This is a genomic window from Flagellimonas aurea (genome assembly GCF_017313785.1).
Lineage (GTDB): Bacteria > Bacteroidota > Bacteroidia > Flavobacteriales > Flavobacteriaceae > Flagellimonas > Flagellimonas aurea.
The window spans coordinates 171,550-195,976 of record NZ_JAFLNL010000001.1; the positions used below are offsets into that span (position 1 = coordinate 171,550).

Annotated in this window: 24 protein-coding genes; 14 read left to right on the forward strand and 10 right to left on the reverse strand. The window is 42.4% G+C overall.

Annotated features, from left to right (window positions below; genetic code table 11):
• Nucleotides 1–48: 48 nt before the first annotated feature.
• Nucleotides 49–813, reverse strand: coding sequence for an exodeoxyribonuclease III (locus J0656_RS00730; RefSeq protein ID WP_207030758.1), 765 nt, complete (start codon nucleotides 811–813; stop codon nucleotides 49–51).
• 134 nt (nucleotides 814–947) lie between these two features.
• On the opposite strand from J0656_RS00730, the gene J0656_RS00735 reads away from it, so the two are divergent.
• The 7 genes from J0656_RS00735 to J0656_RS00765 all read left to right on the forward strand — a co-directional run bounded on the left by J0656_RS00735 (nucleotide 948) and on the right by J0656_RS00765 (nucleotide 8,028).
• Complete coding sequence (locus J0656_RS00735; protein ID WP_207030761.1) at nucleotides 948–1,508, forward strand: cysteine hydrolase family protein; 561 nt, start codon at nucleotides 948–950, stop codon at nucleotides 1,506–1,508.
• Between the two features lie 37 nt (nucleotides 1,509–1,545).
• Nucleotides 1,546–2,652: a Gfo/Idh/MocA family protein gene (locus tag J0656_RS00740; RefSeq protein WP_207030762.1), complete on the forward strand. Its 1,107-nt coding sequence runs from the start codon at nucleotides 1,546–1,548 to the stop codon at nucleotides 2,650–2,652.
• 66 nt (nucleotides 2,653–2,718) lie between these two features.
• Nucleotides 2,719–4,743 carry a TonB-dependent receptor family protein gene (locus tag J0656_RS00745; RefSeq protein WP_237688810.1) on the forward strand — a complete coding sequence of 675 codons (2,025 nt, stop codon included), beginning with the start codon at nucleotides 2,719–2,721 and terminating at the stop codon, nucleotides 4,741–4,743.
• Nucleotides 4,744–4,793: 50 nt separating this feature from the next.
• Nucleotides 4,794–5,141, forward strand: a complete 348-nt coding sequence (locus tag J0656_RS00750; RefSeq protein ID WP_207030764.1) for an iron chaperone — start codon at nucleotides 4,794–4,796, stop codon at nucleotides 5,139–5,141.
• 6 nt (nucleotides 5,142–5,147) lie between these two features.
• Nucleotides 5,148–5,630: a GyrI-like domain-containing protein gene (locus tag J0656_RS00755; RefSeq protein ID WP_207030765.1), complete on the forward strand. Its 483-nt coding sequence runs from the start codon at nucleotides 5,148–5,150 to the stop codon at nucleotides 5,628–5,630.
• A gap of 114 nt (nucleotides 5,631–5,744) precedes the next feature.
• Nucleotides 5,745–6,260: a DUF3124 domain-containing protein gene (locus J0656_RS00760; RefSeq protein WP_207031524.1), complete on the forward strand. Its 516-nt coding sequence runs from the start codon at nucleotides 5,745–5,747 to the stop codon at nucleotides 6,258–6,260.
• Nucleotides 6,261–6,360: 100 nt separating this feature from the next.
• Nucleotides 6,361–8,028 carry a formate--tetrahydrofolate ligase gene (locus tag J0656_RS00765; protein ID WP_207030766.1) on the forward strand — a complete coding sequence of 556 codons (1,668 nt, stop codon included), beginning with the start codon at nucleotides 6,361–6,363 and terminating at the stop codon, nucleotides 8,026–8,028.
• 118 nt (nucleotides 8,029–8,146) lie between these two features.
• Here J0656_RS00765 and J0656_RS00770 read toward each other — a convergent pair whose 3' ends face one another.
• Together J0656_RS00770 and J0656_RS00775 are read right to left on the reverse strand one after the other, a co-directional pair.
• Nucleotides 8,147–9,688, reverse strand: a complete 1,542-nt coding sequence (locus J0656_RS00770; protein WP_207030767.1) for a glycine--tRNA ligase — start codon at nucleotides 9,686–9,688, stop codon at nucleotides 8,147–8,149.
• Nucleotides 9,689–9,724: 36 nt separating this feature from the next.
• Complete coding sequence (locus J0656_RS00775) at nucleotides 9,725–10,621, reverse strand: DUF8428 domain-containing protein (RefSeq protein ID WP_207030768.1); 897 nt, start codon at nucleotides 10,619–10,621, stop codon at nucleotides 9,725–9,727.
• Between the two features lie 48 nt (nucleotides 10,622–10,669).
• Between J0656_RS00775 and J0656_RS20045 the strand changes: the two genes are divergently transcribed.
• From J0656_RS20045 to J0656_RS00785, 3 genes are all read left to right on the forward strand, one after another.
• Nucleotides 10,670–11,017 carry a ComF family protein gene (locus J0656_RS20045; protein WP_225605507.1) on the forward strand — a complete coding sequence of 116 codons (348 nt, stop codon included), beginning with the start codon at nucleotides 10,670–10,672 and terminating at the stop codon, nucleotides 11,015–11,017.
• Between the two features lie 51 nt (nucleotides 11,018–11,068).
• Complete coding sequence (locus tag J0656_RS20050) at nucleotides 11,069–11,365, forward strand: ComF family protein (RefSeq protein WP_225605508.1); 297 nt, start codon at nucleotides 11,069–11,071, stop codon at nucleotides 11,363–11,365.
• A gap of 65 nt (nucleotides 11,366–11,430) precedes the next feature.
• Nucleotides 11,431–13,050 carry an Ig-like domain-containing protein gene (locus tag J0656_RS00785; protein ID WP_207030770.1) on the forward strand — a complete coding sequence of 540 codons (1,620 nt, stop codon included), beginning with the start codon at nucleotides 11,431–11,433 and terminating at the stop codon, nucleotides 13,048–13,050.
• Here the strand turns inward: J0656_RS00785 and J0656_RS00790 are convergent.
• The 3 genes from J0656_RS00790 to katG all read right to left on the reverse strand — a co-directional run bounded on the left by J0656_RS00790 (nucleotide 13,034) and on the right by katG (nucleotide 16,604).
• Entirely contained in the window at nucleotides 13,034–13,810 is a 777-nt protein-coding gene (locus J0656_RS00790; protein WP_207030772.1) for a nitrilase family protein, read from the reverse strand. The genes J0656_RS00785 and J0656_RS00790 overlap by 17 nt on opposite strands.
• On the reverse strand, nucleotides 13,811–14,287 hold the full coding sequence (locus tag J0656_RS00795) for an ankyrin repeat domain-containing protein (RefSeq protein WP_207030774.1): 477 nt from the start codon (nucleotides 14,285–14,287) through the stop codon (nucleotides 13,811–13,813).
• A gap of 91 nt (nucleotides 14,288–14,378) precedes the next feature.
• Nucleotides 14,379–16,604 (reverse strand): catalase/peroxidase HPI, encoded by a 2,226-nt coding sequence (katG, locus tag J0656_RS00800; protein WP_207030776.1) that lies wholly within the window; start codon nucleotides 16,602–16,604, stop codon nucleotides 14,379–14,381.
• A 278-nt stretch (nucleotides 16,605–16,882) separates the two neighbouring features.
• On the opposite strand from katG, the gene J0656_RS00805 reads away from it, so the two are divergent.
• Nucleotides 16,883–17,491, forward strand: coding sequence for a DinB family protein (locus J0656_RS00805; protein ID WP_207030778.1), 609 nt, complete (start codon nucleotides 16,883–16,885; stop codon nucleotides 17,489–17,491).
• Between the two features lie 98 nt (nucleotides 17,492–17,589).
• A complete protein-coding gene (locus J0656_RS00810; RefSeq protein ID WP_207030779.1) occupies nucleotides 17,590–18,120 on the forward strand; it encodes a lipid-binding SYLF domain-containing protein in 531 nt (176 codons plus the stop codon).
• 203 nt (nucleotides 18,121–18,323) lie between these two features.
• On the opposite strand, the gene J0656_RS00815 is transcribed toward J0656_RS00810, so the two are convergent.
• Nucleotides 18,324–18,650, reverse strand: a complete 327-nt coding sequence (locus J0656_RS00815; RefSeq protein ID WP_207030781.1) for a hypothetical protein — start codon at nucleotides 18,648–18,650, stop codon at nucleotides 18,324–18,326.
• 86 nt (nucleotides 18,651–18,736) lie between these two features.
• The gene (locus J0656_RS00820; protein WP_207030783.1) at nucleotides 18,737–19,117 is read right to left on the reverse strand and encodes a carboxypeptidase-like regulatory domain-containing protein; all 381 of its coding nucleotides are present in this window, start codon (nucleotides 19,115–19,117) and stop codon (nucleotides 18,737–18,739) included.
• Nucleotides 19,118–19,217: 100 nt separating this feature from the next.
• On the opposite strand from J0656_RS00820, the gene J0656_RS00825 reads away from it, so the two are divergent.
• Both J0656_RS00825 and J0656_RS20385 read left to right on the forward strand, forming a co-directional pair.
• Nucleotides 19,218–20,255, forward strand: a complete 1,038-nt coding sequence (locus J0656_RS00825) for an endonuclease/exonuclease/phosphatase family protein (protein ID WP_207030785.1) — start codon at nucleotides 19,218–19,220, stop codon at nucleotides 20,253–20,255.
• On the forward strand, nucleotides 20,143–20,484 hold the full coding sequence (locus J0656_RS20385; protein ID WP_375587677.1) for a JAB domain-containing protein: 342 nt from the start codon (nucleotides 20,143–20,145) through the stop codon (nucleotides 20,482–20,484). Before J0656_RS00825 ends, J0656_RS20385 begins: the two co-directional genes overlap by 113 nt.
• 52 nt (nucleotides 20,485–20,536) lie before the next feature.
• On the opposite strand, the gene J0656_RS00835 is transcribed toward J0656_RS20385, so the two are convergent.
• Both J0656_RS00835 and J0656_RS00840 read right to left on the reverse strand, forming a co-directional pair.
• Nucleotides 20,537–20,974, reverse strand: a complete 438-nt coding sequence (locus tag J0656_RS00835; protein WP_207030789.1) for a hypothetical protein — start codon at nucleotides 20,972–20,974, stop codon at nucleotides 20,537–20,539.
• Nucleotides 20,975–21,062: 88 nt separating this feature from the next.
• Nucleotides 21,063–24,269, reverse strand: a complete 3,207-nt coding sequence (locus J0656_RS00840) for a TonB-dependent receptor (protein WP_207030791.1) — start codon at nucleotides 24,267–24,269, stop codon at nucleotides 21,063–21,065.
• Nucleotides 24,270–24,427 lie beyond the last annotated feature (158 nt).

The window sequence follows — 24,427 nt, forward strand, 5'->3', positions numbered from 1 at the left end:
GGACGCCTAAAGGTACTGAAACAAAATTATCGGTCTTTAACCACAATGTTACTTTTCCACCTCCAGCAGGATAGGACAATGGTCGCTATGTTTTGCTTCGGATAAAATTACCGAACGCTTTAACCTGTCCTTCAATGGCTCTGCAACCATACCATAATCCAAACGCCAACCCTTGTTATTGGCCCTTGCATTGGCACGGTAGCTCCACCACGTATAATTGTCCGGTTCTTTGTTGAAATGCCTAAAACTATCAATAAAGCCACTATCAATAAAGTTTCCGATCCATTCGCGTTCCACCGGCAAGAATCCAGAAACGTTCTTGTTACGGACGGGATCATGGATATCAATGGCTTCGTGACAAATATTATAATCACCACAAACAATCAGGTTGGGGCGTTCCTTTCTGAGTTCATCGGCATATTTTTGAAAATCGGCCATATACATCAATTTGTGGTCCAAACGGTCGATGTTGGTGCCAGAGGGAAGATACATGCTCATTATGGAAAGGTCGCCATAATCGGCCCTAATGTTCCTTCCCTCAAAATCCATGTAATCGATGCCCGTTCCAAATTCAACATGGTCAGGTTGTTCTTTGCAAAGCAATGCCACACCACTATACCCTTTTTTTTGGGCACTGAACCAATAGTGGTAGGGATACCCGGCTTCTTCAAAAAGTTGCGTGTCCACCTGTTCTTCCATGGCCTTGGTTTCCTGCAGACAAATAATATCGGGTGAAACTGTTTGTAGCCAATCCACGAAACCCTTGTTCATTGCGGCACGGATTCCGTTAACATTGTATGATGCGATTTTCATTTGATTCAATTTGTCCAAAAATAGTTATTGTAGACGGCTCCCTAAAATTGATTTTTCCAATGGCGCCATCAATGTAAATTACAACGGTCTACATTCTTAAAGATTTCCCTTAATTTTAGACAAAATTCATCCTCATGACCGCACTTGTTTTAATCGATGTCCAAAAAGGGCTTGAAGAAACTTCTTTTTATGGCACTGAGCGAAACAATTTGGATGCTGAAAAAAATTGTGGGAAGTTATTACGGTTTTTCAGAACAAAAAGTTTGCCCGTTTTTCATGTAAAGCATAATTCATCCAATATTGATTCACCCCTATATCCCAACAAAATGGGTAACGATTTCCATCCCGAGGTACGCCCGTTGATCAACGAACCTGTTTTTGAAAAAAATGTGAACAGCGCATTCATTGGAACAAATTTGGAGGCAAGTCTAAAAGCACAGAACATAACAGATGTGGTAATTGCAGGATTGACCATTGAACACTGCATTTCCACATCGGTCCGAATGGCCTCCAATTTAGGTTTCCATGTGATTTTGGTTTCTGATGCCACAGCTGCCTTTGATAAAATAGGATATGATGGCAATCCCTACAGTGCCGAGGTAATTTTTCATTCGGAACTCGCCAACTTAAAGGATGAATTCGCAACCATCATGGATACCGACACCTTGTTGGGCAAACTTGAACTTAACAATTAGTTACTATTTTTATAGCATTAAAATCCCCGTAATCCATATGGCACGATCAGTCTTTTTCTTTTTGTCTTGTTTGTTTTTTGCAAACACATCCCTATTTGGCCAATCAAACCCTCTTAAAATTGGGATTGCGGGACTCACTCACACCCACGTACATTCTATTTTAGGCCGTAAAAATATTGGAGATATAAAAATTGTCGGCATTGCCGAGCCCAATCACGAACTTGCCCAAAAATATATTGATCAATATGGGCTTTCCATGGATCTGGTCTACAACAGTTTGGAAGAAATGATCTCTGTCACCCAGCCAGAGGCGGTGACCGCTTTTGGCAACATATATGATCATCTGGAAGTAGTTCAAATCTGCGCACCAAAAGGAATCCATGTAATGGTGGAAAAGCCTTTGGCCGTTAGTATGGAACATGCCAAAAAGATGAAAGACCTGGCCGAGGCACACAACATACATTTACTCACCAATTACGAAACAACATGGTACCCTACCAACCACCGGGCAAAAGATCTTTTGGACAATGGAAAAATTGGAGCACTACGAAAAGTGATTGTACGTGATGGTCATCGAGGGCCAGTGAAAATTGGTGTAAACGAAGAGTTTTTGGAGTGGCTCCAAGATCCTATTCTGAATGGAGGAGGTGCCATAACGGACTTTGGTTGTTACGGAGCCAATTTGGTGACATGGCTCAAAAAAGGTGAAAGACCCAATACCGTTACCGCCGTGACACAGCAAATGCAATCGGAAAATAATCCAAAAGTTGATGATGATGCGACCATCATCCTCACCTACGATGATTCACAGGCCATTTTGGAGCCTTCTTGGAACTGGCCCATAGGAAGAAAAGATATGGAACTGTACGGGCTAACAGGAGCCATCTATGCGGACAACGGCAAAGAACTAAGAATTCGTATGGCCGAAGGGTATGATGGCTTTCAAGAAGAGAAAATGACCCTTCCCAAAAGACCTGCTCCCTATACTGATGGCTTCTCATTTTTGGCAGGCGTAGTGAACGGTTCTATCAGTATGGCCCCGTTTGACCTTTCTTCTTTAGAAAACAATATGCTGGTTATTGAAATTTTGGATGCCGCTCGTAAAAGTGCTGAAAAAGGAGTTACCATCTTACTCGAAAAATAATCTGTTTTGCCAACGATTCCCCTACATTCTATGAAATATTTACCCTGTATATTATTTCTGCTCATCATGGCAGACATGATAGCACAAGATACCCAGAACGATTCCATTACCCGTTTGGACGAGGTGGTGCTGACCCAGGATGCCATCCCCAAAAAAGCTACGGGCATAACGGTCTCCTCCAAAATAGCGGGGCAAACTTTTGAACGGTTCAACCCTATCGATATTCCATCGGCCATCAACCTGATTTCCGGGGTCTACATTCTTTCGGGAGCCATCAACACCAACCGGATTACCGTACGGGGCATGGGGGCCAGAACCCCTTATGGTACCAACAAGTTGCGAATGTATTTTAACGGCATCCCTGTGACCAATGGAACGGGTTCCTCGACCATCGAGGCCTACGATTTTGAGAATCTAGGCGCGGTAGAAGTAATTAAAGGTCCAAAGGCATCTGCATTCGGGGCCAATCTGGGTGGTGCCATTTTACTGGATACCAAGGCATCTGTTCAAGATAGGACCCAGCTCATCAATTCGTTCACGATAGGCTCTTACAACATGCTCAAAGACAACCTGACCTTCTCCCATTCGGAAAATGGCCTTGACATATCCCTTAGTTATAACCATTTGGAAACTGATGGCTACCGCCAGAACAGCCAGTTCCAACGTGACGGACTGCTCTTGAACACCAAGTTACGGACCGGACAAAAAAGCAGTCTTGCCCTTTTGGTCAACTATATAGACTACACGGCGCATATCCCGAGCTCAATCAACTTGACCGATTTTGAAGAAGATCCTACGCGGGCACCATCAAACTGGTTAGAATCGCAGGGTTACGAAGCCAACAAGTATATTTTGACGGGCCTATCGCATACCTATCAATTTTCGGAGCAGTTACAGAACACTACCAGTATTTTCTATACCTATTTGGACCATTACGAACCTAGACCATTTGACATTCTGGACGAATTCACCAATGGCTATGGTTTCAGAAGCCGTTTTGCGGGCAATTGGGGAAAGGCGGATATCAGTTTTGGGGGCGAGTTCTATAGGGACGAGTACCATTGGGGCACTTTTGAGAATCTTTATGAGGAAAACAATGGCAATGGTAGCCTGCAAGGCTCACAACTTAGCGACAATTCCGAATTTAGGAGACAGTTCAACCTGTTTGGAACCCTCTCCTATCCCATCACTGAAAGACTCTCCGGCCAACTGGGTCTCAACTGGAACAAGACCCATTATGATTTCAGGGACCTCTTCGGCGAAGGAGCGGGGAATGCCTCGGCCAAACGTGATTTTGATGCCATATTGCTTCCAAATCTAGGACTCTCCTATCAAATCAAAAATGGGAGCATCTATGCCAATGTCAGCAGGGGGTTTTCCAACCCAGGTTTAGAAGAGACGTTGACCCCTAGTGGTGCCATCAACCCGGACATTGCCCAAGAAACAGGAACGAACTATGAGCTTGGCACCGAATTGATGCTACTTCATAAAAAACTATCGGTCAACCTTGCGGCATACCGAATGGATGTGAAGAACCTGTTGGTGGCCCAACGGATCGGTGAGGACCAATACATAGGAAGAAATGCGGGAAAAACACGTCACCAAGGGTTGGAAATGGAACTACAGTACAAAGCAAGAATGGCTCGGACCATCACTTTTGCCCCCTATATCAGCTACACACTGAACGACCACAGTTTCGTGGATTTTGTAGATGATGATAACGATTATTCCGGTAATCCGCTTACGGGTGTTCCAAAGCATCGACTGAGCTCGGGCATTGATTTTAGGCATTCCAATGGCCTACGATTGAACTTGACACATCAGTTCGTGGACGAAATTCCCATGACGGATTCCAATTCCATCAACAGTGATTCCTTTAACGTATTCCACGCCAAATTGGGGTTCCGCACATCGCTTTTGTCCAGTATAACACTAGGGGTTAATGCTGGCATCAACAATATTTTTGATACCAACTATGCTCAGTCCGTATTGATCAACGCGGTTGGATTTGGAGGGGCACAACCTAGATATTACTATCCTGGAAATGGACGAAATTATTTTGGAGGCCTACAATTGAACTATGTCTTCTAGTTTCAGATTGACGCTTTTGACCTATATTTAAGACCCAAAACAAGCTGACCGTGAATGAAATAGATGAATACATTTCCAAATTCCCCGAAGAGGTTCAACGGCAACTTCAAAAAGTACGGGCTATCATTAAAAAAACAGCGCCTAAAGCCATAGAGCAAATTGCCTATGGTATGCCAGGTTATAAAACCAACGGAAAGCCGCTCGTATACTTTGCAGGGTACAAAAATCATATTGGTTTTTATGCGACACCTTCTGGACATGAGGCATTTCAAAATGAACTTTCTAAATACAAACAAGGGAAAGGTTCCGTACAATTTCCTTTAGACCGACCCATTCCTTTTGACCTTATTGAACAAATTATTAGGTTTAGAATTGAGGAGAATTCCAAAATCAAATAAAATTTCATGCAGCCACGAATAGAAATAATGCCCAAAACCATATTGGTCGGGAAAAAATCAATCACCTCCTTTGCCAACAATAACATCTTTGAACTATGGCAGGGCTTTTCTCCCCGTAAAAAAGAAATAAACCATGTTGTCAACAATGACAGCTATGCCGTAGAAATCTATCCCACCACCACATTTTTTCAAAGTTTTGACCCAACCCTTCAGTTTGAAAGATGGGCGGCCATTGCAGTTTCGAAAATTGAAGAAATACCCGAGGGCATGGAAAGTTTGACCGTCCCCGAAGGATTATATGCCGTTTTCCCGTATAAAGGAAAGCCAAGTGAAGCGAAGGGGGCCTTCAAATACATGTATGGAGAATGGCTTCCGAATTCGGAATACGAAATGGACAGCCGTCCTTACTTTGCCTTAATGAGCGAAATGTACAAAGGAGAGCATCCAGAATCTGAAGAGGAGTTTTGGGTCCCTATCAAGAAGAAATAAAAAATCTTTTTGTCCATTTCAAAGTGTTAGGGAAAGTCGTTTACCAAAACAATGACCATACGTTACAAGGCATTTGTCCGTAATCCGTATCTTAGTTATACTTTTGCCAAGTATATGATTAGAAATTTTGTCTCTCTTATAGTTTTACTATTGATTTTTTCCTGTACCGAAAAAACACAGAAAGAGGTCAGCTCCATTGACCCCGTGAACTGGAGCAACAGAACTGCTACCATCTCAGTTCAAGACTCTTTGATGAGTGGAACATCGTACCTATCCGTATACTCCGAAATTTACAGTGAAACGGAACACCGTACCCACAACCTAACGAGCACCATAAGCATGCGCAACACCAATCTAAGGGACACGATTTACATCAATAAGGCAGAGTATTTTGATACCAAGGGCAACCCCATCAGGACATATTTTGATGAAACCATCTATATTAAACCGATGGAAACGGTAGAAATTGTGATTGATGAAAAGGACCGTTCCGGAGGAACAGGAGCCAACTTTCTATTCCAATGGTCCATTAAGCCCTCTTCCCACGAACCCTATTTTGAAGGTGTCATGATTTCCACCTCTGGCCAGCAAGGACTCTCCTTTACCACAGAGGGCAAACGGGTGGAATAGCTCCACCACACGCACAAATATCATAGTTTTACTCAACCGATTATGGTATCTTGTATATTCATTTTGGAAATTCTTTTCCATGTACATATAAGAATTCACTATGACAGATTTACAAATCGCCAAAGGCGTTTCGTTAAAGCATATCTCCTCCATCGCCGAAAAATTTGGTATCGACCCTGAAAACATTGAAATGTTCGGGAAATACAAGGCAAAACTTCCGCTTAATGCCATAAATCGGGAAAAAGCACAGAACAGCAATCTTATTTTGGTATCGGCCATCTCGCCAACGCCCGCTGGAGAAGGAAAAACCACCATGTCCATTGGCCTTTCTGAAGGTTTGAACCGCTTGGGCAAAAAATCTACCGTAGTATTGCGCGAGCCTTCCCTCGGTCCGGTTTTTGGGATAAAAGGAGGTGCCACCGGCGGTGGTTATTCCCAAGTGTTGCCCATGGAAGATATCAACCTTCATTTTACGGGCGATTTTGCAGCCATCGAAAAAGCCCATAATCTCTTATCTGCAATCATTGACAATAATATCCAAAGCAAGACCAATTCCTTGCTTCTTGACCCCAGAACCATAGGTTGGAAGCGGGTGATGGACATGAACGACCGTTCGTTGCGCCATGTAATCGTTGGGCTTGGCGGTACAACCTCGGGAGTGCCCCGGGAAACGGGATTCGATATTACAGCCGCATCAGAAATCATGGCCATTCTCTGTTTGGCGCAAAACCTTACGGATCTTAAAAATCGTTTGGGCAATATTTTTATTGGCTACACGTACGACAAAAAACCAATTTATGCCAAGGACCTGAAAGCCGAAGGCGCCATGGCGGCACTGCTCAAAGATGCCATTAAGCCCAATTTGGTTCAGACTATCGAAGGTAACCCTGCCATTATCCATGGTGGGCCGTTTGCCAATATTGCCCAGGGCACCAATTCCGTAATTGCCACCTTGATGGGAATGTCCTATTCTGATTACACCGTCACGGAGGCTGGTTTTGGTTTTGACCTAGGGGCCGAAAAATTCTTTGATATCAAATGTCAAAGTGCTGGCCTAACTCCAAAAGCAGTGGTACTCACTACTACAATTCGAGCTCTAAAATATCACGGAGGAGCTGATTTGAAATCGTTGACGGAACCTAATGTGGAAGCATTGAAAAAAGGGCTCCCCAATTTGGAAAAGCATTTGGAGAACATCGGTAAGTTTAAAATGGTGTCTGTAATCGCCATCAACAAATTTGTATCGGACACGGAGGAAGAGATTGCCATAGTCAAAGCATTGGCGGCATCCAAAGGAATTCGGGTGGCCGTGGCCAATGTTTGGGCCAAAGGAGGTGAAGGAGCCGAGGCGCTGGCCAAAGCGGTCATTGAAATTGTGGAGTCGGGAGCTTCGGCATTTAAACCACTTTACGATTGGAAATCCAGTGTAAAGGACAAAATAGCGACCATTGCCACTGAAATCTACGGTGCAGAGTATGTGGACTACACGGCAAAGGCCAAAGCCGACCTCAGAAAAATAACCGACTTAGGTTTGGATGAACTGCCCATTTGCATCGCAAAAACACAAAAATCGTTATCCGATAATCCAAAACTTTTGGGCAGGCCCAAAGACTTTATCATTACCGTTCGGGAAATTGAAATAGCGGTCGGAGCCGGCTTCCTAATACCCATCACAGGAGACATTATGCGAATGCCAGGATTACCAACACGACCCTCATCTGAAGGTATCGACATTAATGATGAAGGGGAAATTACGGGATTGTTTTAACGACCCAGATTACAATACATGCCATGTCGAGCAAAGTCGAAAGGTCATTACCTAAGTGCTGAGAACCGGTCTCGACTGCACTCGACATGACATCATTTAGAAAATTTGAAAGCCTAGCCTATATTTTCTGCAACCAATACCGCATGTCCACTTCTTTGGAGATGATGTCTTTCACCTCTGAAAGTTTTACGCGTTTTTGGTCCATGGTATCCCTGTGGCGAATGGTTACGGTATCGTCTTCCAATGTTTGATGGTCCACCGTCACACAGAACGGTGTTCCTGCCGCATCTTGACGACGGTAACGACGCCCTACGGCATCCTTTTCATCATAATCCACATTGAAATCCCATTTTAACTCATCTACCAATTTTTGAGCAACTTCTGGTAATCCGTCACGTTTCAACAATGGTAGAACAGCAACCTTGTTCGGAGCCAACACAGCTGGAATTTTAAGTACGGTACGTGTGGAACCATTTTCCAGTTCCTCTTCTTGTAACGAATTGGAGAACACAGCCAAGAACATACGGTCCAATCCTATGGATGTTTCCAAGACATAAGGGGTGTAGCTCTGGTTTTCTTCGTGGTCGAAATACTGTAGTTTTTTACCTGAGTATTCCTCGTGCTTGCCCAAGTCAAAATCGGTACGGGAGTGGATTCCCTCCAACTCCTTGAATCCGAATGGGAACTTGAATTCGATATCGGCCGCGGCATCGGCGTAGTGGGCCAATTTTTCATGATCATGGAAGCGATAATTGTCCTCGCCCATTCCCAACGATAGATGCCATTTCATTCGTTTTTCTTTCCAAGCCTCGTACCACTCCATTTGGGTACCCGGTTTTATAAAGAATTGCATTTCCATCTGTTCAAACTCCCTCATTCGGAAAATGAACTGACGAGCTACAATCTCGTTACGGAAGGCTTTACCGGTTTGGGCAATCCCGAACGGAATCTTCATCCTTCCGGTTTTTTGTACATTTAAAAAATTGACAAATATACCTTGTGCGGTTTCTGGACGAAGGTACAGGTCCATGGCGCTATCTGCGGAAGCTCCCAACTTGGTGCCGAACATCAGGTTGAATTGCTTTACGTCGGTCCAGTTCTTTGATCCCGAAAGTGGACAGGCAATCTCCAATTCCTCTATCAAAGCCTTTACATCCGCCAAATCTTCATTGGCAAGGGATTTACCCATACGTTTTAAGATGGTATCGGCCTTTTCCTGGTAATCCATCACCCTTTGGTTGGTGGCCAAGAACTGTTCCTTATCAAAGCTATCGCCAAAACGTTTTTCCGCTTTGGCAACTTCCTTATCGATTTTAGCTTCAATTTTGGCAACATAGTCCTCGATAAGGACATCGGCACGGTATCTTTTTTTGGAATCCTTGTTATCTATCAACGGGTCGTTAAAGGCATCCACGTGGCCCGAAGCCTTCCATGTGGTGGGGTGCATAAAAATGGCCGCATCAATGCCCACGATGTTCTCGTTGAGCTGTACCATGGCCTTCCACCAATATTCACGAATGTTCTTTTTTAGCTCTGCACCGTTCTGACCGTAGTCGTAAACTGCACTAAGTCCATCATAAATCTCACTGGATTGAAATACATAACCGTACTCCTTCGCATGGGAGATTACCTTCTTAAAAATGTCTTCCTGATTTGCCATTGGGCAAAAATAGAATTTTACCCAAAAAGAAGTATGCTATTTCAGCTGAAATTCCGTCGAAGCCAACAATCTTTCGTCCTCAAATACATTTAAGGTGTAAATTCCTTCTACCAATGAGCCTTCTGGCACCGTAATGGCATCACAAATACTGATTTCCTTTCCTGTGTAGACAATCTCCACTTTTTTGCTGTAGGTGTTCCCACTTACGGAAATGGTATTGGCGTTGTCCTCGATAATGGCCATATTGGGGTCCAAAAACTGTAAATAGAGCACCTTGATGTCCCCTCTGGAGTCGGGATCGCTTAAAATGGTGACGCACCCTCTTAACTTTTCGATCACTGAAGCTTTGTTCGTTTTGATGGGCCTGCCCGCCCTTAACCTGAATCCACTGCCCTCAGCATCTTGCAATTTGAGGTAACTTTTGATTCGGAGTTCCCGGGAGAGCTCTTTGTTGGTCTCCCTCAGCAAAGATTCCGTCCGCTGCATATTGTTCGCCTTGCCACGGAGCTCATCCAACTGCTTTATGGTTTCATCGTACTTGCTGGCCAACAAACTATTGTTGTACCTCAAAAAGTTATTTTTCAGTTTAAGGCTGTCAAAACGTAATTCCAATTTTCTGAGTTCTTTCCTGGTATCCTTTAGCTTGGTGATACTAAAGTTCAAACGTCCCACGGAATCCAAAAGTTCCTGTACCCGAAAACGTGAGGTCTGTAGTTCAATTTCATTCACCTCGTTCAATCCCGATAACCGGTCGACCTCGGCCCGCATCAATGTCAAATCTTTTACCAAAAGTCCCTTTTCCTCCTCTAGATAGATCATTTGGTTTTTGGACTGTGCATAGCTGTAATAAAAGGCTATAAGTATACCCACGATGACCGCTGCCATTGCGGCGAAGATAATTTTGTAGTTGAAATTATTATCTTGGGAGTTCATGGGGTTGACAGACTACTCTAAATTGTATAAGATTTGATACCAAAAAGGTTGGCTAAGATAATAAACGAGATTAACAACATCCTATTGCCAAGGGTATGTTTTGGATGTAATGCCCAATTATTTAGTGGAGAACGTATTTTGTGTGCCGTTTGTCGACATGATGTGCCTCTCACCGATCATAACTATCTGGAAGAAAATGCAGTGGACCGTAGATTTTATGGTAGAATTCCGATAAAAAAGGCTGCTTCTTTTGTTTTTTTCACAAAAAATGGCCTTGTTAAAAATTTATTGCACTGGTTAAAGTACAAGAATCAGGAAGAGATCGGAGGTTTTTTTGGGGAATGGTGCGGTGCTCTTTTAATGGAAAACGGGCAACTAAAAATGTTGATGCCGTAGTACCTGTACCGCTTCATCGAAAAAAAACTGAAAAAACGCGGTTACAACCAAGTGGCACTGTTTGCCAAAACCATTGCAGAGCAAATTGGCGCGACTTATTGCGATGATTGGCTGATCAAAACAAAAAACATAAAGACCCTTACCAAAAAGAATCGGCAAAGCCGTTGGGAAAGCTCAAAGGATGCTTTTACTCTGAATGCATCAAACCACCGGAAATTTAAACATGTGCTCTTGGTGAACGATGTGATTACCACTGGAGCCACCATTGAATCTTGTACAAGAACACTTCTCCAACAAAAGGACGTATCGGTTTCGGTATTGACCATGGCCGTTGTTCCAGAGGGTTAAAATTTATTAATGCGATGCCCAAGTTTTCAAATTAGTTGTTTCTTTGTTCCTCATTATTTTTAGGCATGGTGTACTTAAAAAAACTGTTGGGACTTCTTTTTGTCACCTTTATGGTGCTTGCCCTTTGGCAATGTGCCAAACGAGGTTCCCCAAGCGGTGGGCCCAAAGATATTACACCTCCTAAATTGGTACGGGCGGAACCTGAGAACTTCAGTACGAATTTTAAGGCAACAAAAATACGCCTCTATTTTGATGAGCTCATCAAACTGGAAGATGTGCAAAACCAATTGGTAGTTTCACCTCCATTTAAAAACCCGGCCACTATATCTCCCATGGGAGGGCCAAGTAGGTATATTGAAGTGACAATTAAGGATACGCTCCGCGAAAACACTACTTACACCATTAATTTTGGACAAAGTATTGTAGACAACAACGAAGGCAATCCCAATAGTTTTTTGAGCTATGTGTTCTCTACCGGGGATTATTTGGACTCTCTCACCTTGAGCGGCGCGGTAAAAGATGCGATAAACAGAAAAGCAGATGAGTTTATCAGTGTAATGCTGTATGAAATTGACAGTGCTTACACCGATTCCACTATTTACAAACAACCACCCTTATACATCACCAACACGGGTGATAGTCTTCCATTTTTTGAGCTCAGGAACTTAAAGGCAGGAAAGTATGCCCTGTTCGGATTGAAAGATGTGAACAAAAACAATATGTTCGACCAAGGACAGGATAAAATTGGTTTTATTGAGGATACCATCACGCTACCGACCGATTCGATTTATGGCCTAAACCTGTTCCGAGAGCAATTGAATTACAAACCTTCTGTGCCCAGTTTGGCGGCGAACAACAAAATCATATTTGGCTATCAAGGCGATTATAGGGACATGGTTATTGAAACCCTAACAACATTGCCCGACTCGGTGGGTACGACCATCTTAAAGGAAAGGGACAAGGACACCTTGAATTATTGGTTTACCCCAACGGATTTGGATTCCATTATTTTTACGGTAAGGAATGATAAGGTTCAGGTGTTGGATACGTTCACGGTAAAAATGCGAAACTTGCCCATGGATTCATTAAAACTATCCGCGTCGGTGAACGGAAAATTCAATTTTGAGGATACCTTCAGCATTTTGGCCAATACGCCGATCGTAGCTATGGACACCAGCAATATATCCCTCATGGTGAGCGATTCCATTCCTGCGACCTATACTTACGAACTGGATACCCTCCGCAATAAGATAGATTTTGATTTTGAAACGGAGCCCAACCAAAAATATTCCTTTTCGTTGTTACCGGGCGCGATAACGGACTTCTTTGGCATCCAAAACGATTCTTTGGCCTATAACCTATCTACTAGCAGCTTTGCGGATTATGGTAATTTAACAATGATTTTGAGCGGTAATGTCAATTACCCGGTGATTGTACAGCTTACCAATGAAAAGGGCGAGGTACAGCGTGAGATACTTGCCACCGAACCTCAATCTTTCGAGTTCAACAATTTGAATCCGGGGAATTATATCGCCCGTGTTATATTTGATGAGAACGGAAATGGTAAATTGGATACTGGAAACTATCTTGAAAAAAGGCAGCCAGAAGAAATCAGCTACTATCCCGGAACAATTGAAATCAGGGCCAATTGGGAAAAGGAGGAAACCTTTATCCTATCAAACTAAAGTTATCGCGGTCTTCTAAAAATCGTAGTTGCTTTCTGGTAGATGTAACATGCTCTTTGTTCAAGGTAGCATACAGAACTTCTTCATCCTGCGAAAAGGCCAACGGCTCTCCAAGTACATCGTAAACCGCGGAATGTCCTGGATATTCGTAATCCAATCCGTCGGTTCCTGTTCGGTTTACCCCAATACAGTAGGACATGTTTTCGATGGCCCTTGCCTTTAGTAGTGTGTCCCATGCATTGATTCTTTTACTTGGCCAGTTGGCCACATAGATCAACACATCATAATCCTCTACATTTCTGGACCAAACCGGGAACCTAAGATCATAACAGATCATGGGACAAATCTTGAATCCTTCGTATTCAAAAATGAGTTTTTCGTTGCCTGCTTCGTACACCTCATCTTCACCTGCCAATGTGAACGTATGCTTTTTATCGTAGGTTTCAACTGTTCCGTCCGGTGCTGTAAAGAACAACCGATTATAAAACTTTCCGTTTTCCTGAAAAATAATGCTGCCAACAAGGGCCTTTTTCTGTTGTTGGGCAGTTTTCTTCATCCAATCTAGTGTTCCCTTGCTTTCGGACAATAATATCTTCTCAGGCTTCATGGTAAAACCTGTGGTGAACATCTCGGGGAGAACAATTAAATCCACATCACCTGAAATGCTTGCAATTTTTTCTTCAAGCATTTTACGGTTGCTTACCGGGTCTTCCCAGTACAAATCAGTTTGAATCAAAGCAATGTTCAAGGTGGTGGACATCTAATATTTTTTTAAAAGTTCTTCCAACTCGGTGTTCCCTTGTTCCAAAACAAGGTCCATGGCGGTCTTTCCCCTATTGTCTTTTAAGGAAGCATCCGCACCATGTTCTAAAAGCATTTCGGCGATATCCTTTCGATTGAAAGTTACGGCATAGATAAGACAAGTTGCTCCCATGGCATTTTTTTGACTGACATTGGCTCCGGCATCAATCAATTTTTTTGCGATATCCGTGTATCCTTTGAAGCAAACGCCCATTAGCGCGGTATTTCCGGAACTATCCAAGGCATCTACTGTGGCACCTTTGTCGAGCAAGAATTGTACAATGTCCTCATGCCCATAATAAGCGGCCAACAACAATGGGGTAGAGCCTCTTTGATCTTTGCTTTCCAAGAATTTTGGGTTGTTGTTCAACAGGTTCTCTACAGTTTGTGAGTTCCCGTTTCGTATCTGGTTAAAGAGTTCTTCTTTATTGTTCATAGGTATGTGAAAGTTATAAAAAAACTGCCATAACCAAAGGTCATGACAGCTTTTGAACATAATTTTCTTTTTCTATTGTTTCCGCTGATGATCAATCAAGATCAAAACGGTCCAAGTTCATCACTTTTGTCCATGCAGCGACGAAATCGTTAACAAATTTTTGCTTCCCATCTTCTGATGCATATACTTCCGCAATGGCTCGCAAAATAGAGTTGGAACCAAATACCAAGTCTACACGCGTTCCGGTCCATTTTACTTCACCGGACTCGCGGTCACTTCCTTCGTACAACGATTTTTCTTCATTGGTTGCTTGCCATTCCGTGGACATGTCCAGCAGGTTCTTAAAGAAATCATTGCTCAACACTCCTACATTATCAGTAAACACGCCATGTTTGGAACCATCAAAGTTAGCTCCCAGTACACGTAGACCACCCACTAGAGCCGTCATTTCTGGAGCAGTTAGAGTTAACAATTGAGCTTTGTCCACCAACAGATGTTCTGCAGGCACCTTTACCCCTTGTTTGGCATAATTACGGAAGCCATCATACTTTGGCTCAAGATAATTGGTAGCTTCAATATCGGTCTGATCTTGTCTTGCATCGTTACGACCTGGTGCAAATGGTACTTGAATTGAAGAACCAGCATCATAAGCCGCTTTCTCGACGGCTGCTGTACCGGCCAAGACTATCATATCGGCCAAAGAGATTTTCTTTCCTCCACTGGCAGTGTCATTGAACTCATTTTTGATACCTTCAAGCACGGTAATTACCTTACCTGTGCCCTTGTTGACTTCCCAACTGTTCATAGGCTCCAAGTTAATCCGTGCTCCATTGGCACCTCCCCTTTTATCACCTCCACGGAATGTGGAAGCGGATGCCCAAGCGGTATACACCAAATCGGATACCGAAAGACCGGAAGCCAATACCTTTTCTTTCAACGCTCTTACATCAGAAGCATCAACCAAGGTATAATCTATGGCTGGAATCGGGTCTTGCCAATCCAGTTCTTCTTTTGGCACTTCTGGACCCAAGTAACGCGAACGGGGACCCATATCACGGTGTGTCAACTTGAACCAAGCACGGGCATACGCATCGGCAAAGGCTTGCGGGTTTTCCATGAACCTACGGGAAATCTTTTCATATTCGGGATCAAAACGAAGCGACAGGTCTGTCGTCAACATTGTTGGTTTCTTGTTAGGACCTCCAAATGCATCAGGAATGATGGCTTCGGCATCCTTTGCCACCCATTGGTGAGCTCCTGCCGGACTTTTGGTCAATTCCCATTCATATTTGAACAAGAACTTAAAGAAATCGTTGCTCCATTGTACCGGAGTAGAGGTCCACGTCACTTCCAATCCAGAGGTAAAGGCATGGGCGCCCTTTCCTGAGCCATTTTTATTGACCCATCCTAATCCCTGCAAAGCCAAATCCTCTGATTCAGGGTCTGCACCTACCAATTCCGCATCCCCATTTCCGTGGGTTTTACCTATGGTATGACCCCCAGCGATTAGCGCTACGGTTTCCTCATCATTCATGGCCATACGCTTAAAGGTCTCCCTAATATCGTGTGCAGCAGCTACCGGGTCTGGATTTGCATCCGGGCCTTCTGGATTTACGTAAATCAATCCCATCTGCACGGCTGCCAAAGGATTTTCAAGGTCACGTTCCTCTTTGTTGTGTGAGTAACGGCTATTTGGCGTATCGCTAAGGGCCAACCATTCGGTTTCGCTTCCCCAATATACATCTTGATCTGGTTCCCAAACGTCCTCACGACCACCGGCAAAGCCAAAAGTGCGGAAGCCTGTTGATTCCAAGGCTACGTTTCCTGCCAATATCATTAGATCCGCCCAAGATATTTTTTGACCATATTTTTGTTTGATGGGCCATAACAATCTTCGGGCTTTGTCCAAACTCACGTTATCTGGCCATGAGTTAAGTGGCGCAAACCTTTGTTGACCACGGCCACCTCCACCGCGACCGTCTCCAGAACGATATGTTCCTGCACTATGCCATGCCATACGGATAAATAAACCGGCGTAGCTGCCAAAATCTGCTGGCCACCAATCTTTCGAATCGGTCATTACATCCAACAGGTCCTTCTTCAATGCCGCGTAATCAAGTTTTTTAAATTCTTCAGCGTAGTTGAATTCCTCTCCAAATGGATTTGTCTTTTCAGAATGCTGGCTCAAAATCTCCAACTTGAGTCGGTTGGGCCACCAATCTTCATTCTGTGTGCCACTTCCGGCCACTTGTTTCATTTCGCCGTTCAAAAAAGGGCACATGCCCTCATCTGCTCCGTTAGCCAATTCTTTGCTCATGATATTATAGTTGTGTGTTAATTAATAGCTATTGTAAAGTTATACGATTCGTTGTTCCAACAATAGATAATCAATATTAAAATACTATTAAATAATAACTGTTATCTATTTTAAGAACATCTGCCCCTTATCCATATCAGGTGCACTTTAACGCTTTCCTAAATTTAAGAATTTCTTTATGCATTCGTTAATTAATTATTTGATATTACTATTTGAACTATCTTTAAAGTACTAACTATTAGGAGACTGTACTCAAAAACATAAAAACACTGTTACAAATGAAAAAATTAATCTTCCCTTTAGCCATTCTACTATTTTTTAGTTTTACCCAGGATTCGGAAATCCGACTTGACCCAAAGGATAAAGAATGGATCATGAAACATTTGACGGAAACACGGGAACACATGAAACAAGTGCTCGATGGACTTTCCGATGAACAGCTCGACTACAAGCCAGATCCAACTTCCTGGTCTATCGCCGAGAATGTGGAACACTTGGCCCTGACCGAAAAAATGTTCATTGAATCGGTGCATAAAAGTGTTGCTGACGGCCCCAATCCTTCCTTAAAAGACTCTCTGGTATTCAAGGATGGACAGATTATGCCCATGGTAGCGGACCGAAGCCAAAAAGTTAAGACCTCCGAACCCTTTGAACCGAGTGGCCAATACGGTTCTACCGAGGAAACCTTGGTGGCGTTGCTTGCCATTCGCCAAGAACTTATGGAATATGTTGAAACCACTGAGGATGATCTAAGAAACCGTTACGCAAAACTACCTTTTGGTACTGTTGATGCCGCCCAGCTCATTGTTTTTATTGCAGGACATATGGAAAGGCACGTGCTACAGATGGAAGAGGTTATGGAAGACGAGGATTTTCCTGAAATGTAATGTGAAAACTATAGGCTTTCCTTAACAATAATTGGCAAACCCTTTCCTGATTGGAAGGGGTTCTTTCTTTAATTTTGAGTAACAAAAAAAGAAACACTATGAAACGTATACAATCTGTTGTAATGCTGACCCTTTTTCTTTTCGCCATTTCTATATCGGCCCAAAGCAGAAAGGATGAAAAAATAATGGCGGACGCCGAAAAGGCAAAATCTACACTGCTGGAAACAAGTCCAAGTTTGGAAGGCTTTTTTGAGAATTCTGCCGGTTACGTAATCTTCCCCAATGTTGGAAAAGGTGGTTTTATCATCGGTGGTGCATCCGGTAACGGTGTGGTGTATGAAAACGGTGATGCCGTGGGAATGGCCGACCTTAAAAAATTGAACATTGGACTACAGGCAGGCGGACAGGCCATCATTGAAGTGATTTTCTTCGAAACCGAGGTGGACCTGCAACGTTTTAAGACCGAAAAGTTTCAGTTTGCAGCCGAAACCTCTGCGGTTGCCTTAAAATCGGGCATAGCCTTTAATGCCAAGTATAAGGATGGTGTGGCCGTTTTTGCACTTCCCAAAGCTGGTCTTATGGCCGATGCCTCTGTGGGTGGACAAAAGTTTAGCTATAAGGCGTTTTAGCCCTGTAAAGTTTAAACAGAAAAGCCTGCAAGCAAAACCACAGGTTTTTTTATGCCTTAAGCCTACTTTTCATTAATAAATTTGTTTCGCTTATTGTATTGACGTAATAAAACTTATACCGTTTAAATGAATCTACTTTCCACAACATTCTTATTTAAGTTTTATTGAAAACCTGATTCCTTTAGAAACTAGACCGAACAAGTTTAATTACATGTGCCACAGCACTCTATGGCGTTTTTGTAATCCTCTTGAGTGAACACAAAATTCTCGGTCAAATCTCCATACACACATACATCGATTGGAGGCAATCCGTCCTTGAACACCATTTCCAATTTCTCATCGATGGCCAGACTGGTGATTTCAGGAGTTACATCTGGAAAATCAGATCTGTAGCTTTTGATTACAATAGGTTTGCCACTTTTATTTTCCATGGAATAGTAATAAACGTCCCCCTCTCCTAAATTTTCCCCGCAAGCGAACAACCCAAGACCAATCAAAAAAACTCGGATATACATTCTCAATATTTTCATTTTTATTAAGCGTTAAAAAAGCCCAGGTGGGCCAAGCTATATAAGTCGCATGGGCCATCGCACTCCATAGCACTGTTATAATCCTCTTAAGTGAATACAAGATCCTCGGTGAAGTCATCATCTGTTAAGGAAATAAGGTTGTCTGTCTGTTCGTGGGCAATGTCCCTTTCCAAATAAATCACACCTAAATCAATCGGGTTTCCATCCAAATGGAGCGAAAATCGTTTGGGAATAAAGTCCAGGGCGGAAACATGTAATGTCTCTGTTTCTCTACCCGGTAGGTCGAATTCAAACTTACCGTCGGAATCTGTTGAAAACTCTTTTAAAGTGTTTTCCAATGAAATTTTGGCATTGGAAATGGACAATTTGTTTGCCTTTTCCATCAATTGCCCTGTAACTCGGGTACTTTGTTGTGCGTACAGCAGTTTACAACAACAAAGCACAGCCAATACTATGGCTAGCCTCATAGCTTATTGTAGGTTAATTAATAAAAAGAGGTTGCAATTGCTGTACAAACTTTATAAAAGCCAACAATTGCACCTATTTTAGCTACAAAATCAAAATAAAATGCGATTATTAATATGCCTACTTGTATTAATATCGACCTCACTTTATGGACAAAAGTCCAAGACATACACCTTAAGAACGATTGCTTTTTACAACTGTGAAAACCTATTCGATACGCTAAACGACTCCCTCACTTTTGATGATGACCGCACTCCTGAAGGCAGTTACCATTGGACGCGGGAACGGTATCAGCAAAAGGTGGAAAACCTATCCAAAGTTATTTCTCAAATTGGTGCCGAAACGTTTAAAACCTCTCCCGACATTGTGGGGCTTTGCGAAGTCGAAGATCTGGATGTGCTGGAAGATTTGGTGCAACATCCCAATTTACGGGATAAGGATTATGACATTATCCATTTTGATTCCCCTGATGCGCGCGGTATTGATGTGGCACTACTTTATAAAAAGGCAGCGTTTATTCCATCGTCGTTTAAAAGTCATAGATTATTGCTTTTTGATGATAAGAGCGAAAGGAAATATACTCTTGACCAATTGGTGGTCGGTGGTACTATGGATGGTGAAGAAATTCATTTTATTGTGAACCATTGGCCATCGCGTAGGGGCGGAGTCGCTAAAAGCTCACCTTTACGTGTTCGTGCGGCTTTGTTGAACAAGCGAATTATTGACTCCATCCAAGAATTGAATTTGGATGCCAAAATTATTTCGATGGGCGACCTGAACGATGACCCCATTGATGACAGTTTGAAAAAAATACTGAAAACGAAGGGTAAAAAACGGGCATTGGACAGTGTGAATCTTTTTAATCCCATGGAAACTATGTTTAAAAAAGGAATAGGTTCGTTGGCCTACCGATACAAGTGGAACTTGTTCGACCAAATATTCATGACATCCAATTTGGTGACCGAAGACCGAACAACACTTACATATTGGAAAGCGGGTATTTTTGCACCTGCTTTTATCCGAAACGATGAAGAACGGTTTAAGGGGTATCCGCTACGTACCTACTCGGGCGGCACCTATACGGCTGGGTATAGCGACCTCTTTCCTGCGTATTTGTTTTTATTTAAGGTGGTTAAATGATGGATTTCCAACAAATAATCACATCGAGTGCAGGCGAGATGTTTTAAGCATGCCTGTCTCCAAAAAATGCAAGAAGATTATTCTTTGTCACAAACATCCTTCCGGTAACTTGGAGCCCAACGAGGCAGATATCGCGTTTACAGAACGAATGGAGAAGGCCGCTGCAATAATGAAAATAGAGCTGCTAGACCACATAATTATCTCTGAGGTTAATTACGTGACCATTTAAGGAAAATTTACGAAGTAAACTGTATATGATTCCTGCCTTCGCAGGAATGAAATTAAGCAAACCACTGCGTCCAAGGAATGCGGCTCAAGATCAACAGCAATCCGAGTCCGTAAAAAATAGAAATGGTCTTGAATTTTTTCTCGCTTTCCATAAACTTTTTATGGCGGGACCATCCTATAGTTATTAAAACCAAGGCAATAATATTGATAAATGGATGCTCTACGGCCAAAAGTCTTGCCGGAGCATTGAGTCCGCCCATTCCCAAGGTCTGAACGGCCTTTAATCCATTCCCAGAGGTGAAATACAACAACAGTCCTACCAATAATTGAATATGGCTTAAAATAAGGGCAAACAAGCTTATACGAAGGTCTTTTTGAAGGGTGAAGTCCTTTTTGCCCAACCAGCCCGCTATGGCGTTGACAACGGCAATTACTAAAACGGCCAGCACCACGTAGGCCAAATAAGAGTGTAGGTTCTTGATGATTTCCATTAGGTATAGTTTGTGTGTCTAAAAATACGGAATTTTGGGCATAAAAAAACCCTGCCAAATGGCAGGGTTTATAAAAAATTCTTCAATACTAGTTAAAGCTATATCTAAGCCCTAACTGCATCTGCCATCTAGATGATTGTAATCCAGAATCATCGATAATATTTCTTGTCTCTTCAACACCTGGGTCAAAAGTAAACTGAGGTGTCGTACCATCATCGGCAAAGCCTTCAAAATTCAACAATTGTACTTGGTTAAAGTTAGAGAAGGTTCTTACTCCCCATTCCTTGTTTAATAAATTGGTAAAGTTGAAGATGTCTGCGGTAAATTCCAACTTGTGAGTGTTCTCGCCAAACTTGATTCCAAATTCTTGTGCAAATTTCAAATCAATGATGTGGGTCCAATCCGAACGGTCAGCGTTACGTTCCGCAAATTTTCCTCTTCTACTTTTCAAGTAATCATCTCCTTCGATAACGGCATTTAATGCACTCCATTGCTGTGCTGCACTCAGATCATCAGAATCAATCAAATTGGCCTCTGCTTCGTTAGCAGGCACATAAATCAAAGCAGAGAATGATCCTGTATCGGATAATAAACCACTTCCGTTGTAAACATAGCTAAATGGTGACCCTTCAGCTCCTTCGTAAAATAGGCCCAATCTTGTCTTAAGGTTATCTGACCATTTAAACTCAAAAGTAGAATTTGCAATTACACGATGTCCAGGAGAAAAATCCGAAATAGATAAATCAGGTCTGTTTGATCCATTCACCGTTTCCAAGTTTCTAAATTGGGAACTGTTTTGGGAAGAAGTACCATCTAAAATCCCATCTGCTTCTCCGTAGGAATAAGATGCTTGGGCAGTAATATCCAATTTTGGACTGTAAAAGTTCTTTGACAACGTACCTGTTATATTATAAGAACTTCCTGCTCCTGTATTGGTGGCCAAATATATATCACTATAAGTGTTGTCTATAGACGCATAACCATAATTAGGTCTTGATCCAGCTCCTGTAGTAATGAACTGAGGACCTCTAAGATTTAGGTTTTCATAGGCAACTGCTGTAATATTGTCATTCCAAATAAAATCTGCTGAAAAGATAATATCTCCCGGCAATCTTTGGTCGACTGCAATATTTGTTTTGAATACCTGAGGCAGCTTAAAATCAGGAGCAAATAGGTCAATTTGTCCACCAACAGATCCTGTACCGGGTTCTGGTATGGCCAATTGACCGGTAGGGTCTGGGTTAAATTCAGGAACAGCATCTCCTGTAAGCTGTATAAATCCTGCAGTAATACCATTGTTGTTATATGTTCCTCCGGGCCATACCAACGGAACTCTGGATGTAAATATTCCCAAACCACCTCTTACTTGGGTAGTTCTATCTCCCTTTATATCCCAGTTGAAGCCTAATCTTGGGGAAAAATGGGCATTCGGATCTATCCCTTGCCCCACTCTTGCTCCTTGCAAGTCTTTTCCTGCAGCTTCTAACAACGCAACAGTTCTTGTGTTGAAGTCTTCATTTTCAAGACCATCTTCCCAATAAGGGATATCAATTCTTGCTCCGACAGTCAATTTGAAATTATCAGTAATATCCACTTGATCTTGTACATAAACTCCAAATTGAAACAAATCAAACTCTGCAGCTCCTTGGGAATCATCTCCAAAACCACCCAAAAGGGAATATCCATACCGATATCTATTGGCAGACTCACCATTCAAGAAATCACTGAGGCTATTAAATCTGTAGTCTCCAAAATTTTGACGAAAGAAAACGTTCTTTGCAGAAGAGAATTCGTTGTTTGTACCAATAGTAATAGTATGTCTTCCTGAATAAATTTGGAAATTATCGGTAAGAGTCAATATTTTCTGCTCCAACAAATTAGCTGTAGAAAATGCTTCGGAACCAAAAAATATCGAAGTCCCTGCCGCATCAAAAATCTGAACCGCTGGGAAAGGACTACCTGCAGGATCTCTATCATCATTTACAGTTGTATAACCAACTACCAAATTGTTCGACATATTGCTACCGATTTGAGAGTTTAGCTCTAAAGCGGTTGAATTTGTTATGGATTCAAAATTGATTGCTCCATTGATAAAGCTAATAGATCCTGTATTCGATGAAGGAGCATCAAACTGAATGGCCTTCACGTAGCTATGTTTAAGAGAAAGTTTGTTTTTCTCATTTATGTTCCAGTCAATTTTGGCAATCAACTTATCACTCTCCAAGCTAGAAGTATTATTTGCATAACCTCCCGGATTGTACCCATAATTGTTCACCAAAAAATTCGACAAATTATCTAAATCTGCCGCCGTAGCATCTCCCCTGTATGATGAAATATTAAAGGGTTGTGGTGTTTCATTCTCCTGTCTTTCATAATTGACGAAGAAAAACAATTTGTCCTCAATTAAAGGTCCGCCCAATCGTACTCCATAAGTTTTTGCAGAAAATTCATCCAATTTTTCTCTTTCTTCACCTTCACCAACCAAACCTACAGGAGTCTTGCCTGCAAAACTCTCGTTTCGTAAAAAACCATAGGCTGATCCTATAAATTTGTTAGTACCGGATTTGGTGATAGCATTGATACTACCTCCTGCGAAACCAGACTGACGAACATCAAAAGGAGCAACGTTTATTTGGAACGACTCTATGGCATCCAAAGAGATAGGGCTTACACCAGTTTGTCCTCCATTCGTACCATTGGCTGCAAGGCCAAACACATCGTTATTTACGGCACCGTCAATATAAATGGCATTGTACCGGTTGTTCTGGCCACTTATTGAAACCACATCGTCCCCAGTCACTTTAGCTTGTGGTGTAAGTCTAGCAAAATCCGCAATATTTCTGGATATTGTCGGCAAATTGTTCACTTGTCTTTGGCTTACATTGGTCTCGGCTCCAGTTTTCCCAGGATCAAAAAGGCTTCCTGCTGCTCCTCCAGTAACTACCACCTCTTGTAGCGCGGTCGCCGATTCCGATAATTCAGAGCTTATTCTTTCCGCTTGACCTAAATTAAGGTATATTCCTTCTTTAACATCTTCGTTAAATCCTACATAAGAAATTGTCACCTTGTATGGTCCCCCCGTCCTCATACCTGAGATACGATAAAATCCATCAAAATCAGCTGCTGCTCCATATTTGGTTCCCGAAGGAATATGAACAGCTACTATACTCGCCCCAGGAAGTGGTTCCCCAGTTTCGTCTGTTACCTTACCTCCCATAGAAGAAGTAGTAACCCCTTGTGCAAATGCCATCGCGGAAACCAAAATAGCCGCAATAGCCAAGTAGATTCTTTTCATTTAATTCAGTGTTTAAGTGTTTAATTAGCGCTGCAAATGTGATTCATTTTTGACAGTCTGTGATTAAGTCAAAGTTAAAATCACGCAAATATAGTTAACACTAAATTAACAAAACAAATTATCTGACAGACAATTGCTTAGGGTTTATACAGGGATTT